The following is a 15,633-nucleotide window of genomic DNA, read 5'->3' on the forward strand; positions in this document are numbered from 1 at the left end:
GTCACCTCGCCGCGGCCGCCGCCAGCAGGGCATCCCTGACCTCCATCAGGGCGAAACCGAGCAGGTTGCGCCCGGGCCAGGCGCTCGGCCGGCCGGCCCGATCGTCGTCGCGGTCACAGCCGATCCCCCAGACGCGATCCCGCGGGCTGATGTCGGCGAGGACGAGGCCGGCGGTGCCGGCGAGGTAGGTGCGCAGGATGGCGTTCTGGGCGAACTTCGCGGAGTTCGCGGCGAGGGCGACGGCGTAGCGGTGACGGTCCCACACCGCCTCGTCAAAGCCGCGGATCCGTCGGCCGATGGCGGCCAGCGAGATCGGTGCCGGCAGCGCGAGCACCGCCTCCGCGGCGGCATGGTCGCCGAACAGCCCGGCCTTGCGCGCCAGCACGTAATGCTGCGCGCTGGGGTAGTCGACCCCGTCGACCGCGAAGCGGGCCGGCCAGCGCAGGCTCAGGCAGCCCGCTCCCGTGCCGTCCGCGACGGCCTGACGCTGGCCCCAGAAGTACCGGAACCGAAGCGGCGCCGCCTGGCGTTCGAGACGCCGCAGGTCCTCGATGGAGCGCGGCGGACCGGAGGTCGAGTGCACACGCCGAGGTTGGCAGATCACAGCCCGTCGGATGCACCTTTCCGCATTTTTATGCCAAATGACCACGCCTGCGGCAAAGCCGGCACAGGGACGGGGCGTTCCCACGAGAATCTCGGCGCGCCTACCTTACGTAACGCTCCGATCGCTACAAGCTTCTGGCTGGAGGTGGTCTGCGGTGCTCGGTGGGCGACTCATGCACGGGCGGCGACGCGATGCCGCGCAAGCCGGCGAAGCCGGCCGGATGGGCGCCGCGCGCGGGGACGCCGACCCGCCGACCGGGCCCGGCCGGGACTCCCCTGCCAGCCCGGAGTTCTCTGCCGGCCCGGAGTTCTCTGCCGGCCCGGACTCCGCCGCCAGCCCGGACTCCCCTGACGATCCGGACGTCGCGGGACCTTACGACGTCGCCGCCCGGCCCGATGACGGCCGGCAGCGGGCGGACTTCGGCGCGCTGCTGATCCCACGCGTGACGGGTACGTGGATCCGGCTGTCACTCGACGGGCCGGTGCCGGCGCTGGTCGCGACCGACGGTTCCTCCGCCCTGGAGCTGTCCGTGCTGGCCGCACCGCGGGGACAGCACCTGTGGGCCGCGATCCGCGCGGACCTGCTCGCCGCGACGGCGCCGGAAGACCCGGACGCCTGCCGGCCGGGGCCGCGCGGCCCCGAGCTGCACCTGCCGGTCGACGTCGAGTCGGGTCCGATTCCCGCCCGGATCGTCGGCGTCGACGGGCCGCGATGGTTCCTCTGCGCGGTCTTCACCGGGCCGGCCGCCACCGATCCGGCGGCGGCGCCCGCACTCGACGAGCTGCTCGCCGCGACGGTCGTGGTGCGGGGGGACGCGCCGATGCCCATCCGCGAGCCGCTCCCGCTGGTCATGCCCGACCGGACGGGCGAGCGCATCGTCGAGGTCCCGGCCCAGCGACACGCTCCCGAGATCATGACCCTCGGCCGGCTGCGGACTCGCGCCTGACGTCCGGTCAGCGCAGGCCGGTGAACTCGACGGTGGCCAGCGAGAGGCGCACATAACGCTCGATCAGCTCGTCGGGCTGGACGGGGCCGGTACGGTCGTACCACTCCAGCGCGGCCGTACCGGCCGCCTCGATGCTGCGCCGCGCGTCGGCCGGGAAAGGCGTGCGGAACACGCCCTCCCGCACCCCCTGTTGGATGATCTCGCCGAAAAGCTGGCTGGCGCCGCGCTCGACCACCTGCTCGCCGATCGAGAACCGTTCCCCCACCCGCATGATCGTCCGATAACGGAGCAACAATGCCGTCGTCTGATAGTGAAGGTAGTAGCTCATGGTGCCGCGGACGAGCGCTGACAGTCGTTCCGCCGCTGCCGGGCCCGCCGTCGCCAGAGCGCTGTTGATGATTCGGAAGAACTCGTCGACGAGTACGGAGAGAGGCACCTCCCACACGTCCCGCTCCAGCGTCCCGGCCAGGTAGTCCCGGACCGACTCCACCGGTTCCACCCCGGCGTGGGCCCCGATGTCCCGAAGGGATATCTCGGCCAGGCCGAGATCGGCGAAGAGATCGGCGGCCGCCCGGTAGAGTTCCGCCCTGCGCTGCTGAAGCGCGGCACGCGCGGCGACCCGGTCCACGTGCCCCAGCGTATCCCGGAACCGGCGGCGCGACACCCCAGGATGGCCACATCGACGGCATGTCAACGAGTTCGGACGAACCCCTTCCGAATCAGGATGGAATCAGCGTTTCCGCAGCCGATCAGGTCCGCGCCGACGGCCGGGGCTGAGCCCACACCGAATCGCCGAATACCGGGCCTTCGGCCACCACGTCATTCCGGGAACATTCGCCGGCTATCGTCGTCGAGGTACGGCGGGCGGCTCGGGGCGACGTCCGGGACGTATAGCGTCAGGTTTCCCCGAAAAAGGTGCGCTAGGCACCGCCGTCATCTGTCTCACTGGCGTGTCCACGGCTGACCAGGGCGCCGCTCGGGGCGATCAGGAGATCCGCTTCGGCCGGCCTGCTAGCGTTGTCCGTCGTGCCGAGCACCCTGCGACGACCCGCCGGCACCGCGGGCCACACTCCCAGGCCCCCCTCCGCCGGCGCCCGTCTGCCCGCGACAGCCGGCCCCGGGGCCCAGGGCGGCGAGCGCGGATGACAGTGCACTTCATCGGGGCGGGGCCGGGCGCCGCCGACCTCATCACCGTGCGCGGGCGGGACCTGATCGCCGCCTGCCCGGTCTGCCTGTACGCCGGCAGCCTCGTCCCCCCCGAGCTGCTGTCCCACTGCCCGCCCGGCGCGCGACTCGTCGACACGGCCCGGCTGACCCTCGACGCGATCACGGCCGAGCTGTGCGCCGCCGACGCCGCCGGCCAGGACGTCGCCCGCCTGCACTCCGGCGACCCGTCCCTCTACAGCGCCCTGGCCGAGCAGATGCGGCGGCTGGACGCGGCGGGCGTCCCCTACGACGTCACGCCCGGGGTCCCCGCGTTCGCCGCCGCCGCCGCGTCGCTGCGCCGGGAACTGACGGTTCCCGGCGTCGCCCAGAGCGTCGTGCTGACCCGCACGGCCGTGCTGTCCAGCCCGATGCCGCCCGGCGAGGACCTCGCCACCCTCGGCCGGTCCCGGGCGACGCTCGTGCTGCACCTGGCCGTGCACCGGATCGAGACGCTGGTCGAGGAGCTCGTGCCCAACTACGGCCCGGACTGTCCGGCCGCCGTGGTCGCCTGGGCCAGCCGGTCGGACGAGGTGGTGCTGCGCGGCACACTCGCCGACATCGCCGCCCAGTCCCGGGCCGCCGGCCTCACGAAGACCGCGGTCGTCATCGTCGGTCGGGCGTTGGCCGCCGCGGGCTTCCGCGACAGCTTCCTGTACTCGCCGCAGCGCTTCGCCCCCGACGGCTGCCAGCCGGCGCCGGCCACGGGCTGGTCGTCGGTGCCCGGCGAGCTGGACCCGGCCGATCCACCGTGAGCGATACCGACCGTGCGCGAGTCGCCCCGCTCGGAGAGGCTGCCGGCGGCCCCACGGCAGCCCCGCCGACGCGCCCGGCAACACCGGCGCCGCTGCGGGTGCTCCTGCTGGGGGGCACCGGCGAGGCTCGCCGGCTGGCCCTCGCGCTGACCGAGGTCGATGGGTTCGACGTCGTCTACTCGCTGGCCGGACGGGTGCGCGAGCCGCGGGTGCCGCCGTCCTGTCGGGTCCGCATCGGCGGGTTCGGCGGTCCGGCCGGCCTCGCCGAACATCTGCGCTCCGAACGGATCGACGCGTTGGTCGACGCCACCCATCCGTTCGCCGCCCGGATGAGCGCCTCCGCCGCGGCGGCCGCGACGGCCACCGGCGTGCCGCTGCTGGTCCTGCGCCGCCCCGGCTGGCAGGCCCGGCCCGGCGACGACTGGCGCCGGGTGCCGTCCCTGCCCGCCGCGGCGGACCTGATCGACCGCTTAGTCCCATGCCGGCGCGGCGCGGCGACCGATCCCTGCCCGCGGGTGTTCCTGACCACCGGGCGCAGCGACCTCGCGCTGTTCGCCGGGTTGAGCCACCCCTGGTTCCTGGCCCGCTGCGTCGAGGCGCCCACCGGCGCAGTGCCGCCGCGGCTCGAGGTGATCCTCGACCGGGGCCCGTTCGACGTGGCCGGGGAGGCCGCCCTGCTGCGCCGATACGCCATCGACGTCCTCGTGACCAAGGACAGCGGCGGCGCGATGACCGCCGCCAAGCTCACCGCCGCCCGGGATCTCGGCCTGCCCGTCATCATGGTGGACCGCCCGCCCACGCCTTGCGAATTCCCGGTGGTGTCGGGCATCGGCGCCGCAACACACTGGCTGACCGGCCTACCTCACGATGCCGGGTAGCGGCGGGGGGTGAAGACGAGGTCGCGGCCGCTGCCGCGGCGGACGATGCGCGTCGTCGAGGAGCCGACGAGGAGCAGGCAGCGCATGTCGACGCCGGTTGGGTCCAGGTCGCCGAGGGTCGTCACGGTGACGGTCTCGGTGGGACCGCCGACGTCCCGGCCGATCACCACCGGGGTGTCCGGCGCGCGGTGTTCCAGCAGCGCCGCGCGGGCCCACTCGAGCTGCTCGCGCCGCGTTCGCGACGCCGGGTTGTAGATGGCGAGGACGAGGTCGGCCGCCGCGGCGGCGCGCAACCGCCGTTCGATGATCTCCCACGGCTTGAGCCGGTCGGACAGCGACAGCACGCAGAAGTCGTGGCCAAGCGGCGCGCCGACCCGGCTCGCCACCGCCTGGGCGGCGGTCAGCCCGGGCACGACCCGCACGTCGACGTGGGCGAACCGCCCCTGCGCCGCGGCCTCGACGACGGCGGTCGCCATCGCGAAGACGCCGGGGTCGCCCGAGGACACCACCGCGACGTTCGCCCCGGCGGCGGCCAGCTCCAGGGCGAACTCGGCGCGTTGCGCCTCGACCGTGTTGCCCGACGGGTGCCGGCGCTGGCGCGGCGCGGCGGGCACCCGGTCGAGGTAGGGGCCGTAGCCGATGAGGTCGTCGGCGGCGGCGAGCGCGGCGGCGGCCTGCGGGGTCAACCAGCCCTGCGCGCCCGGACCGAGCCCGACCACGACGACCTCGCCTGCGGGCTGCTCCCCAGCGGCCTGTTCCCCAGCCGGCTCCTCGGCCACCGGCGCGGTGCGGTCGGTGGTCCCGACGGGAGCGGATGCGGACGACGCCGGCCGGCTCGCGGCGCCCGCGAGCACCCAGTCGGCCTGGCCGGCGCGCAGGGGCGCCGGATCGTCCGGGCCGCGCACCGGGCTCGGCAGCACTGCCAGGGAGAAGTAGGGCACGGTCGCCGGATCGACCTCGCCGAGCGGGGCGATCCGCTGGCCGTCAGTCGTCGCCCGCTCGACGTACCAGGTGTCGGCGAGCCGGCCGGCGTCGGTGAAGGCGTCGCGGACGCCGGGGAAGGTCCGGCCCATCTTGAGCACGACCGCGGTGTCGGTGCCGGCGATGCGCTCGGCGAGGGTCTGCGGCGCCAGCGTGCCCGGCAGGACGGTCAGGACCTCGTTGCCCTCGACGAGCGGGCGACCGAGCACCGCGCAGCCCGCCGACAGCGACGTCACCCCGGGCACGACCTCGGTCGGGTACCGGTCGGCGAGGCGGCGGTGCAGGTGGATGAACGACCCGTAGAAGAACGGGTCGCCCTCGCTGAGGACGACGACGTTCCGGCCGGCGTCGAGGTGGGCCGCCAGCCGCTTGGCGCAGTCCTCGTAGAACTCGTCGATCGCCCCCCGGTAGCCGCCGGGATGGCTGGTCGTCTCCGTGGTGACCGGGTAGACCAGCGCCTCCTCGATCTGGTCGCCGCGCAGGTGCGAGGCGGCGATCGACCTGGCGATGCTGCGACCGTGCCGGGCGCTGTGGTAGGCGATCACGTCGGCGTCGTGGATGAGCCGGGCCGCCCGCAACGTCATGAGCTCCGGATCACCGGGACCGACCCCGACCCCCCACAGCCGGCCCGTCGAGCTGGCCCCCACCACCCCGGCCGGCGCCGTGGCCGGCACGGTCAGCGGCTCCATCGCCGGTTGCGGCTCCATCGCCGGTTCACGCAGGTCGCTCATTCGTCCTCGCTGGCGATCGCGTTGATGGCGGCGACGGCCATCGCGCTGCCGCCACGCCGGCCGTGCACGACGAGGAACTCCAGGCCCGCCGAATCACCGGCCAGCGCCTGCTTCGATTCGGCCGCGCCGATGAAGCCCACCGGGACACCGAGGACGGCCGCCGGCCGTGGCGCGCCGGCCGCGACGAGTTCCAGCAGCCGGAACAGCGCGGTCGGGGCGTTGCCGATCGCGACGACGGCGCCGGCGAGGCGCTCCCCCCACAGGTCGACCGCCGCGGCGCTGCGGGTCGTGCCCAGCTCGGCGGCGAGGCCCGGCACCCGCGGATCACCGAGCAGGCACAGCACGTCGTTGTCGGCGGGCAGCCGGCGGCGGGTCACCCCCGCGGCGACCATCTGGGCGTCACACAGCACCGGCGCGCCGGCCAGCAGAGCCGCCCGGGCCGCGGCGACCACGCCGGGGCTGAAGGCCAGATCGTCGACGAGGTCGACCATGCCGCAGGAATGGATCATGCGGACGGCAACGCGGGCGACGTCGACGGGCAGCCCGTCGAGACGGGCCTCGGCCCGGATCGTCGCGAACGAACGACGGTAGATCTCCGCGCCGTCCCGGACGTAGTCGGGACGCGGCGTTCCGGCCGCCATCGCCACCTCCATCAACGATTCTCCCGTCCATCCCGACGCGGGCGGGCAACCGACCGCTGCGCCGCCACCACGTCGACAAGCGCGTCCCAGTCGACGGCCGACACCTCGCCCGGGAGGGCGCCGTCCGACCAGGGCACCAGCGTCCCGCCGCCGGCGCAGCGGCGGACCCGGTAGCCGGTGGCGTCGGCGACCACCTCGACCACCTCGCCGGCTGGCTGGCCGCACCGGCGAGCGCAGCCCGACCAGTGCACGGGCAGCCGATCCCGGCGGTGCCACGGCCCGTCGCCCGGCGAGGCGGGCCGCCCCGGGGCGCCACCTGCCCCCGCCGATCGGCCGGCATCGCGGCGGACGTCGGCGAGCGCCCTGGCGCATCCCGGCCGCCCGGCGCAGCTCGTGACCCCGACCCAACCCGAGTCCGCGTCGACGACGAGGCCCGTGGCGGCCAGCCGGTCGGACGCCTGCGCCACCGCCGCGGCGTCGAGGTCGCGCAGCACGACCGACCGCCACGGCGTCACCATCACCTGGCCGTCACCGTCAGCCTCGGCGACCGCGGCGAGCAGGTCGAGCTGGTCGGCCCGCAGCCGCCCGAGCGGGACGAGCGCGGTCAACGCCCATCGACCGTCCCGCTGGCGGTGCCGACCCGGCCGGGCGCCCGGCGGTCCACCGCCGACATCGCCACCGGCTGCGACATCGACACCGCCTGCGACCCCGACACCGATCAAGTCCGCCTCGACGCCGGCGGCGGCCCGGGCGGCGGACGCGGCCGCTTCGAGCAGGCGGTCCCGCCCGGTGGGCAGCTCGGCGACACGCCAGGCGGTCGCGGCGGCGCCCCCGGCGGTGCGGACGTCGAGGAAGGCCCGGGCGGCAGCGAGCAGCGCGGGCACGGCGGCGCGGCCCGGCATCCGCAGCGCGCTCGACCCGCCGGCGACGGTCGGCCCGCCAGCGACGGTCTGCCCGCCGGCGATGATCAGCATCGTCTCCCCCTCCGGCAGGGCGCGCAGGGCGAGGTCGGCGGGCAGTTCGGCCAGGTCACCACTGCCGTCGTCGACGGCGAAGAGCATCCGCCCGGGCAGGGCGGCGAGCTCCGGGTCCGCGCACAGCCCCGCGTCGAGGGCGTCGACGAGCGAGGCGATGTCCCGGACCCCGGCGGCGGCGCGCCCGGACAGCGGGGAGCCGACGATGTTGCGGACCCGCTCGTGGGTGGTCGACGGCAACAGCCCGACCGCCCCGGCCCGCGCGGCGAGGACCGCGGCGGCGCCGTCGGCGAGGCCGCGAAGCTGCACGTTCCCCCGGGAGGTCAGTTCCAGGAAACCGTCGGCGACATCCCGGGCGCAGGCCGCGAGCGCGCGCGCCGCGCCGCTGTCGAGGGCTCCGCCGGGAATCCGCAGCCGGGCGAGCGCGCCGTCCGCGGCCGGATGCGTCCGCAGCACGCCGGGGCAGGCGTCATGGGCGCGCTCCCGCGGGCTGGTGGGCACCGGCGGAGCATACGTGCCTCGCCCGGCACCTGTCGGTTGATCGTTGTTCGTGGCGGTATCCGCACAGCGCTTGACACACCCGGCGCCCGTTCTGCGATGGTGAGGCGGCCACGAGCGGCGCACGGCGAGGAAGTCCGAGGTGATTCCGGCGCGGTCCCGCCGCCGTAAGTCGGGAGCGGGGGCCGCCCGGCTCAGCTCGGCTGACGCGGGGCGCCCAACCCCGGGAGAGGCAGCACCGTGACCCCTGCGCCCAGCACGCCGTCCGAGTCCACCGCCGAGAGCGAGCTCGACGCCGTCGTCCTGCTGCTGTCGACGTCGGACACCGACCTGCTCTCCGCGCGGGCCAGCGGCGCCCGCTACCGGCTCGGCAACCCGGCCCGCCTCGACGTCACCGACGCCACCGGCCTCGACGAGCTGACCGACGGCGTCGACGTGGTCGTCGTGCGCATCCTCGGCGGGCGGCGGATGTGGGAGGAGGGCCTGGCCGCCCTGCTCGCCGGGCCCCGGCCGGTGGTCGTCCTCGGCGGCGAGCGCGCCCCGGACGCCGAGCTCATGGCCATCTCCACGGTGCCGGCGGGCATCTGCGCCGAGGCGCACGCCTACCTCGCCGAGGGCGGGCCGGCCAACCTCGGCGAGCTGCACCGCTTCCTCACCGACACGCTGCTGCTCACCGGCGGCGGGTTCGCCCCGCCGGTGACGACCCCGGCCTGGGGCATACTCGACCGGCCCGCCGCCGCAGTTCCACCCGCACCGGCGACCGGCGACCAGGGAGCACCAGGCAGCCCGGCGGCACCAGGCAGCCAGGCAGCACCAGGCAGCCAGGCAGCACCAGGCGACCCAGAGGCACCAGGCGGCCATGCCGGCCCGGTGATCGGGGTGTTGTACTACCGGGCGCACCACGTCGCCGGCAACACGGCGTTCGTCGAGGAGCTGTGCGCCGCGGTCGAGCGGGCCGGCGGCACGGCGCTGCCCGTGTACTGCGCGTCGCTGCGCACCGCCGAGCCGGACCTGCTCGCCACGCTCGGCCGGGCCGACGCCCTCGTCGTCACGGTGCTCGCCGCGGGCGGCAGCCAGCCGGCGCGGGCCGCCGCCGGCGGCGACGACGAGGCGTGGGACGTCGGGGCGCTGGCCGCGCTGGACATCCCGATCCTGCAGGGGCTGTGCCTGACCGGCGGCCGGGCGGCGTGGGCGGACTCCGACGACGGACTGTCGCCGCTGGACGCCGCCACCCAGGTCGCGATCCCCGAGTTCGACGGCCGTCTGATCACCGTGCCGTTCTCCTTCAAGGAGGTCGACCCCGACGGACTGACCAGCTACGTCGCCGATCCCGAGCGGGCCGACCGGGTCGCCGGCATCGCGGTGGCGCACGGCCGGCTGCGGCACGTCGCGCCCGCCGGGCGGCGGGTCGCGCTGATGCTGTCGGCGTACCCGACGAAGCACTCCCGGATCGGCAACGCCGTGGGCCTCGACACCCCGGCGAGCACCGTGCGGCTGCTGCGGGAGATGCGCGCCGCCGGCTACGACATCGGCCCCGCCGACGGCCCGGACGCCCTGCCGGGGGTCGCCGCGCAGGACGGCGACGCCCTCATCCACGCGATCATCGCGGCGGGCGGGCAGGACCCGGCGTGGCTCACCGCGGCGCAGCTCGCCGGCAACCCGGTGCGGATCTCCGCGGCCGCCTACCGGGCCTGGTACGCGACGCTGCCCGCCGACCTGCGGGCCAGCGTCGAGCGGCACTGGGGGCCGCCGCCGGGCGAGTTGTACGTCGACCGCACCCGCGACCCGGACGGCGAGATCGTCCTCGCCGCGCTGCGGGCCGGCAACGTCGTGCTGCTGGTCCAGCCGCCGCGCGGCTTCGGGGAGAACCCGGTGGCGATCTACCACGACCCGGACCTGGCGCCCAGCCATCACTACCTGGCCGCCTACCGCTGGCTCGCCGCCCCGGCGGCGGCCGGGGGGTTCGGCGCGCACGCCGTCGTCCATCTCGGCAAGCACGGGACGCTGGAGTGGCTGCCCGGCAAGACGGTGGGGATGAGCGCGTCCTGCCCGACGGACGCGGCCCTCGGCGACCTGCCGCTGATCTACCCGTTCCTCGTCAACGACCCCGGCGAGGGCACGCAGGCCAAGCGGCGGGCGCACGCGACCCTGGTCGACCATCTCGTCCCGCCGATGGCACGGGCGGAGAGCTACGGCGACCTGGCCCGCCTGGAGCAGCTCCTCGACGAGCACGCCTCGATCGCGGCGATGGACCCGGCGAAGCTGCCGGCGATCCGCGCCCAGATCTGGACCCTCATCCAGGCCGCCCGGCTGGACCACGACCTGGGCCTGGCCGACCGGCCGCACGACGCCGAGTTCGACGACTTCCTGCTGCACGTCGACGGCTGGCTGTGCGAGGTCAAGGACGCGCAGATCCGCGACGGCCTGCACGTGCTCGGCGTCGCCCCGGCCGGCGAGGCGCGGATCAACCTCGTCCTCGCGATGCTGCGAGCCCGCCAGATGTGGGGCGGCCAACGGACGCTGCCGGGGCTGCGCGAGGCCCTCGGCCTGGCCGAGGACGACACCGCCGCCCGCACCGACGTCGACGCCGCCGAACGGACCGCCCTCGCCCTGGTCACGGCGATGGAGGACCGTGGCTGGGACCCCGCCGCCGTCGACGCCGCCCTCGACGACACCCTCGGCGCCGTCCTGCCCGCGGCGGCACCAGCCAGCCCCGAGGAGGAGCCAGCCGGCCCCGGGCAGGAGCCGGAACCCCCCGTGGACGCACGGCGGGAGGCGGTCGGGGCGGTGCTGCGTTTCGCCGCCACCGAGATCGTGCCGCGCCTCGAGCGGACCACCGACGAGATCGCGAGCGTCCTGCACGCCCTCGACGGCGGCTACGTCCCGGCCGGGCCCAGCGGCTCCCCGCTGCGCGGCCTGGTCAACGTGCTGCCCACCGGCCGCAACTTCTACTCCGTCGACCCGAAGGCGGTCCCCAGCCGGTTGGCGTGGGAGACCGGCCAGGCGATGGCGACGTCGCTGCTGGACCGCTACCGGGCCGACACCGGCGACTGGCCGCAGTCCGTCGGGCTGTCGGTCTGGGGCACCAGCGCGATGCGCACGTCCGGCGACGACGTCGCCGAGGTTCTCGCCCTGCTCGGCATCCGGCCCGTCTGGGACGACGCGTCGCGCCGGGTCAGCGGGCTGGAACCGATCGGCCTGGCCGAGCTCGCCCGCCCCCGCATCGACGTGACCGTGCGCATCAGCGGCTTCTTCCGCGACGCCTTCCCGCACGTGGTCGCGATGCTCGACGACGCGGTGCGGATGGCCGCCGGCCTCGACGAACCCGACGAGGACAACCACGTCCGCGCCCACGCCCGCGCGGACCTGGCCACCCACGGCGACGAGCGGCGGGCCACGCTGCGCATCTTCGGCTCGAAGCCCGGGGCGTACGGCGCCGGGCTGCTGCCACTGATCGACAGCCGCAACTGGCGCGACGACGCCGACCTCGCCGAGGTCTACGCCACCTGGGGCGGCTACGCCTACGGGCGCGGCGTCGACGGCGCCCCCGCCCGTGCGGACATGGAGGCCGCCTACCGTCGCATCGCGGTGGCCGCGAAGAACGTCGACACCCGCGAGCACGACATCGCCGACTCCGACGACTACTTCCAGTACCACGGCGGGATGGTCGCGACCGTGCGGGCCCTGACCGGCCGGGCCCCCGCCGCCTACATCGGCGACAGCACCCGCCCCGAGGCCGTGCGCACCCGGACCCTGACCGAGGAGACCTCCCGGGTCTTCCGCGCCCGGGTGGTGAACCCCCGCTGGCTGGCGGCGATGCGCCGCCACGGCTACAAGGGCGCGTTCGAGATGGCCGCCACCGTCGACTACCTGTTCGGCTACGACGCCACCGCGGGCGTGGTCGCCGACTGGATGTACGAGCGGCTCGCCGCGACCTACGCCCTCGACGCCGACAGCCAGAAGTTCTTCACCGAGTCCAACCCCTGGGCGCTGCACGGCATCACCGAACGGCTGCTGGAGGCCGCCGCCCGGGGGATGTGGCAGCATCCCGAGCCCGCCACCCTCGACGCCCTGCAGGAGCTCTACCTTCGTACCGAGGGCGACCTGGAGGACGGCGCCGCGGGCGCCGGGTCGGCCTGACCCGATCGGGCCGGGCCGGGCCGCCCGCGCCGGGCGGACCAGCGGTACCCCCGTCCGGGGCCGTTCGGCCACCGGTCGGATGTGCCGAATGGCATGTCGGGCGCCGTCGAGGGCCTTGTCAGCCCTGGTTTCCCGGCGCGGACGGGGCCGGCCGGTCCTGGTCCGGACGGGCCCCGGAGGGGACAACCAGGCCGGATCCGGGAAAATAGCCAAGGTGCGGACGACACTTCTGCTCGTGGGCAACGAGGCCGCCCTGCGGCGCGACCTGGTGCCTGCCCTGCTCGGCGAGGGCTACGGCGTCGACACTGCCGCAACCGGCGAGCAGGCCCTCGCCCTGCTGGCCGCGCGCGGTGCGCATCTGGTCCTCACCTGCCTGCCGCTGGCCCTCGACTGGCTGGACGGGCTGGTGTTCGACCCGGCCGGCCTCGATCCCTCCGACCTCGCCGACCTCTCCGACCCTGATGACCCCGATGACCCCGATGACCTGCGGAATCTGCATGGTCTGGACGGTCTGGACGGGGCCGTGCCGATGGACGGGCTGGAGTTCTGCCGCCGGCTGCGCGCCGCCGGCGACGTCCCCCTCGTCGTCGTCGCCGACCGGCTGGACCCGACCGGCGTCATCGCGTCCCTGGAGGCCGGTGCCGACGACTACGTCACCGCTCCCCCGGTCACCCCGGAGGTGCTGGCGCGGCTGCGGGCCCTGCTGCGCCGTGTCCATCCGGAGCAGGCGACGACGAGCGCGCTGAGCGTCGGCGACCTGCAGATCCGCCCGTCCGAGGGGGTCGTCAGCCGGCGCGGCGAGGACCAGCACCTGACCCGCACCGAGTTCCGGCTGCTGTGCGAACTCGCCGTGGCGGGCGGCCGGGCCGTCACCCGCAAGCAGCTGCTGGAACGGATCTGGGGCTACGACTACTTCGGCGGGGCGCGGATGCTCGACGTCCACGTCCGCCGGCTGCGCCGCAAGGTGGAGGTGGATCCCTCCGCCCCGACCCACATCCTCACCGTGCGCGGCATCGGCTACCGCGTCTGCACGGCCTCGGCCTCACCCTCATTCCTGGCCTCGGCCCCGGCGGCCCCAGCGGCCTCAACAAGCACCTCAGCACCGGCAGGGACGACCGCCACCACCGCGCCGGCCCGGCCATCCCCCGGCACGCTGGTTACCCGTTGACCCCCGACATGTCGGGGTAGCGGGTGCCGGCGACCACGGACCCGGCGGCACCGAGGCGCTGCGCCTCGGCCGGGGTGAGAGCGATCTCCGCCGCGGCGACGTTGTCCTCAAGGTAGTGACGTCGCTTCGTGCCCGGGATCGGCACGACGTCGTCACCCTGGTGGTGCACCCAGGCCAGCGCGAGCTGCGCGGGGGTGACGCCCTTCTCGGCGGCGAGCTTGTCGATCTCGGCGACCACGGCGAGGTTCGCCGCCAGGTTCTCGCCGCTCATCCGCGGCAGGTGCCGGCGGAAGTCGTCGACGGCGAAGTCCGCCGCCGAGCGGAAGGCGCCGGTGAGGAAGCCCCGTCCCAGCGGACTGTAGGAGATGAACCCGATCCCGAGCTCGCGCAGGGTCGGCAGGATCTCCACCTCCGGCTCGCGGGACCAGATCGAGTACTCGGTCTGCAGGGCGGTGATCGGCGCGACGGCGTGGGCCCGGCGGATGGTGGCCGGCGCCGCCTCGGACAGGCCGAGGTAGCGCACCTTCCCGGCGGCGACGAGCTCGGCCATCGCGCCGACGGTCTCCTCGATCGGGACCGTCGGATCGACCCTGTGCTGGTAGTACAGGTCGATGTGGTCGACGCCGAGCCGGCGCAGCGACGCGTCACACGCCGAGCGGACGTACTCCGGCCGGCCGTTGATGCCCCTGGCGGTGGGGTCGGCCGGGTCGCGGACGACGCCGAACTTGGTCGCGAGCACGACCTGGTCGCGCCGGTCGGCGATCGCCCGCCCGACGAGCTGCTCGTTGCGGTGCGGACCGTACATGTCGGCGGTGTCCAGCAGCGTGACGCCGAGGTCGAGCGCCCGGTGGATCGTGGCGACGGACTCGGCGTCGTCCCCGGCGCCGTAGAACTCGGACATGCCCATGCAGCCCAGACCCTGGACGGAGACCTCCAGCCCCTGGCTGCCCAACGCGACCCTGTGCATCAGCGGTCGATCCTCTCCTGGTAAACGGCGATCTTCTTGTCGATGGCGGCGAGGTTGCGCTGGACCTCGTCGAGGCGCTCCAGCACGCGGCGGCGGTGCTCGGTGAGCAGCGCCAGGCGCTCGGCCTCGTTGCCCTCGCCCGCGCCGGCCAGCCGGGCGTAACGGGCCATCTCCCGGATCGGCATGCCGGTCGTCCGCAACCGGGTCAGGAACGTGACCCAGCGGATGTCGGCGGCGGAGTAGCGCCGGTGCTGGGAGGTGGCCCGGGCGACCGGGTCCCGCATCAACCCGGCGCGTTCGTAGTAGCGCAGCGTGTGGGTGCTGACGCCGGTGGCCGCGGCGGCCTCGGCGATCGTCAGGGTGCCGGTGCCGTCGTCCCCCGCCAGCGGGTCGAACACCGGCTCCCCGCAGGCGGCGTGGAGCGGGTCACCCGGCTCGACCACGCCCGCCGGTTCGGATCGCGGCGGGACCTGGCGAAGCGGGGCCTGTCGGGACGAGGCCTGGCGCGGCGATGTCTGCCGGGACGAGGCCTGCCGGGGCGGTGCCTGCCGGGGCGGTGCCTGCCGGGGCGGGATGGTCGGGCTGGACGTCGTCGCGGGTGCTTCGAGCGTGGCCATGGCTCAACGCTAGGACCTGGAGCGCACTCCAAGTCAAAACTCCCGCGATTCACCGCAGGACGACGCGCACGATGCCCACTGGCCGCCAGGGGACCGTCACACCCGTACTTGACAACCATTCGTGGCACGTGCAAAATTTTTTTTGCAGGTTAATGGAGGTGATGGTGGGACAGTCCGAAGTCACTGGCGACGAGCTGTGTCGCCTCCTTGCGGTGCTCGCCAATCCCCATCGCCTCCGGACGATCGCGGCGCTGGTCGGTGGACGTGCCTATGTCAGCCAACTCGCCCGGGACCTGGGGATGAGCCGCCCACTCCTCCAGGTCCACCTTCGCCGGCTGGAGGCCGCCGGACTCGTCTCGCCGCACATCGAGGTATCCGAAGACGGTAAGGCCATGAAGTTCTACGAGATCGTGCCGTTCGCGCTCACCCTCACACCCGAGATGCTGGCGGCAGCCGCCGTGACCCTGACCATCGACGCGGACGGCGCGGCTGACCAACCCGCCCCCCCGTCACGCAAGAACGGAGACTGA

13 protein-coding genes are annotated in these 15,633 nt (G+C 74.8%); 6 read left to right on the top strand and 7 right to left on the bottom strand.

Going from position 1 to position 15,633, the window contains the following annotated elements; genetic code table 11:
• Window position 1 precedes the first annotated feature (1 nt).
• On the bottom strand, window positions 2–583 hold the full coding sequence (ybiA, locus tag AC5R91_RS09090; protein ID WP_495396709.1) for a riboflavin biosynthesis intermediates N-glycosidase: 582 nt from the start codon (window positions 581–583) through the stop codon (window positions 2–4).
• Between the two features lie 241 nt (window positions 584–824).
• Between ybiA and AC5R91_RS09095 the strand changes: the two genes are divergently transcribed.
• Window positions 825–1,550: a DUF3710 domain-containing protein gene (locus AC5R91_RS09095; protein WP_495396710.1), complete on the top strand. Its 726-nt coding sequence runs from the start codon at window positions 825–827 to the stop codon at window positions 1,548–1,550.
• Between the two features lie 7 nt (window positions 1,551–1,557).
• Here AC5R91_RS09095 and AC5R91_RS09100 read toward each other — a convergent pair whose 3' ends face one another.
• On the bottom strand, window positions 1,558–2,178 hold the full coding sequence (locus AC5R91_RS09100; protein ID WP_495396711.1) for a TetR-type transcription factor C-terminal domain-containing protein: 621 nt from the start codon (window positions 2,176–2,178) through the stop codon (window positions 1,558–1,560).
• A gap of 514 nt (window positions 2,179–2,692) precedes the next feature.
• Between AC5R91_RS09100 and cobM the strand changes: the two genes are divergently transcribed.
• Both cobM and AC5R91_RS09110 read left to right on the top strand, forming a co-directional pair.
• Complete coding sequence (gene cobM / locus AC5R91_RS09105) at window positions 2,693–3,508, top strand: precorrin-4 C(11)-methyltransferase (protein ID WP_495396712.1); 816 nt, start codon at window positions 2,693–2,695, stop codon at window positions 3,506–3,508.
• A 98-nt stretch (window positions 3,509–3,606) separates the two neighbouring features.
• On the top strand, window positions 3,607–4,386 hold the full coding sequence (locus AC5R91_RS09110; protein ID WP_495397923.1) for a cobalt-precorrin-6A reductase: 780 nt from the start codon (window positions 3,607–3,609) through the stop codon (window positions 4,384–4,386).
• Here AC5R91_RS09110 and AC5R91_RS09115 read toward each other — a convergent pair.
• Genes AC5R91_RS09115 through AC5R91_RS09125 form a run of 3 tightly spaced genes read right to left on the bottom strand, consistent with a single transcriptional unit; the run spans window position 4,371 to window position 8,214 of the window.
• The gene (locus tag AC5R91_RS09115; protein ID WP_495396713.1) at window positions 4,371–6,098 is read right to left on the bottom strand and encodes a precorrin-2 C(20)-methyltransferase; all 1,728 of its coding nucleotides are present in this window, start codon (window positions 6,096–6,098) and stop codon (window positions 4,371–4,373) included. The two genes, AC5R91_RS09110 and AC5R91_RS09115, sit on opposite strands and share 16 nt — an antisense overlap.
• A complete protein-coding gene (locus AC5R91_RS09120) occupies window positions 6,095–6,739 on the bottom strand; it encodes a precorrin-8X methylmutase (protein ID WP_495396714.1) in 645 nt (214 codons plus the stop codon). The genes AC5R91_RS09115 and AC5R91_RS09120 overlap by 4 nt, the downstream gene beginning before the upstream one ends.
• An 11-nt stretch (window positions 6,740–6,750) precedes the next feature.
• Entirely contained in the window at window positions 6,751–8,214 is a 1,464-nt protein-coding gene (locus AC5R91_RS09125) for a ferredoxin-like domain-containing protein (RefSeq protein WP_495396715.1), read from the bottom strand.
• Window positions 8,215–8,451: 237 nt separating this feature from the next.
• Between AC5R91_RS09125 and cobN the strand changes: the two genes are divergently transcribed.
• The gene (cobN, locus tag AC5R91_RS09130) at window positions 8,452–12,351 is read left to right on the top strand and encodes a cobaltochelatase subunit CobN (RefSeq protein ID WP_495396716.1); all 3,900 of its coding nucleotides are present in this window, start codon (window positions 8,452–8,454) and stop codon (window positions 12,349–12,351) included.
• 214 nt (window positions 12,352–12,565) lie between these two features.
• Complete coding sequence (locus AC5R91_RS09135) at window positions 12,566–13,519, top strand: winged helix-turn-helix domain-containing protein (RefSeq protein ID WP_495396717.1); 954 nt, start codon at window positions 12,566–12,568, stop codon at window positions 13,517–13,519.
• On the opposite strand, the gene AC5R91_RS09140 is transcribed toward AC5R91_RS09135, so the two are convergent.
• On the bottom strand, window positions 13,509–14,486 hold the full coding sequence (locus tag AC5R91_RS09140; protein WP_495396718.1) for an aldo/keto reductase: 978 nt from the start codon (window positions 14,484–14,486) through the stop codon (window positions 13,509–13,511). The two genes, AC5R91_RS09135 and AC5R91_RS09140, sit on opposite strands and share 11 nt — an antisense overlap.
• Window positions 14,486–15,103, bottom strand: coding sequence for a MerR family transcriptional regulator (locus AC5R91_RS09145; RefSeq protein WP_495396719.1), 618 nt, complete (start codon window positions 15,101–15,103; stop codon window positions 14,486–14,488). The genes AC5R91_RS09140 and AC5R91_RS09145 overlap by 1 nt, the downstream gene beginning before the upstream one ends.
• A gap of 161 nt (window positions 15,104–15,264) precedes the next feature.
• Here AC5R91_RS09145 and AC5R91_RS09150 point away from each other — a divergent pair, with 161 nt between their 5' ends.
• Complete coding sequence (locus tag AC5R91_RS09150; protein WP_495397924.1) at window positions 15,265–15,633, top strand: ArsR/SmtB family transcription factor; 369 nt, start codon at window positions 15,265–15,267, stop codon at window positions 15,631–15,633.

Source organism: Frankia sp. BMG5.60 (genome assembly GCF_059428125.1).

Coding starts and splice junctions, on each gene's coding strand:
- AC5R91_RS09095 (WP_495396710.1), top strand. CDS start 825: ATGGGCGCCGCGCGCGGGGACGCCGACCCGCCGACCGGGCCCGGCCGG.
- cobM (WP_495396712.1), top strand. CDS start 2,693: ATGACAGTGCACTTCATCGGGGCGGGGCCGGGCGCCGCCGACCTCATC.
- AC5R91_RS09115 (WP_495396713.1), bottom strand. CDS start 6,098: ATGAGCGACCTGCGTGAACCGGCGATGGAGCCGCAACCGGCGATGGAG.
- AC5R91_RS09120 (WP_495396714.1), bottom strand. CDS start 6,739: ATGGCGGCCGGAACGCCGCGTCCCGACTACGTCCGGGACGGCGCGGAG.
- AC5R91_RS09140 (WP_495396718.1), bottom strand. CDS start 14,486: ATGCACAGGGTCGCGTTGGGCAGCCAGGGGCTGGAGGTCTCCGTCCAG.
- AC5R91_RS09145 (WP_495396719.1), bottom strand. CDS start 15,103: ATGGCCACGCTCGAAGCACCCGCGACGACGTCCAGCCCGACCATCCCG.
- AC5R91_RS09150 (WP_495397924.1), top strand. CDS start 15,265: ATGGTGGGACAGTCCGAAGTCACTGGCGACGAGCTGTGTCGCCTCCTT.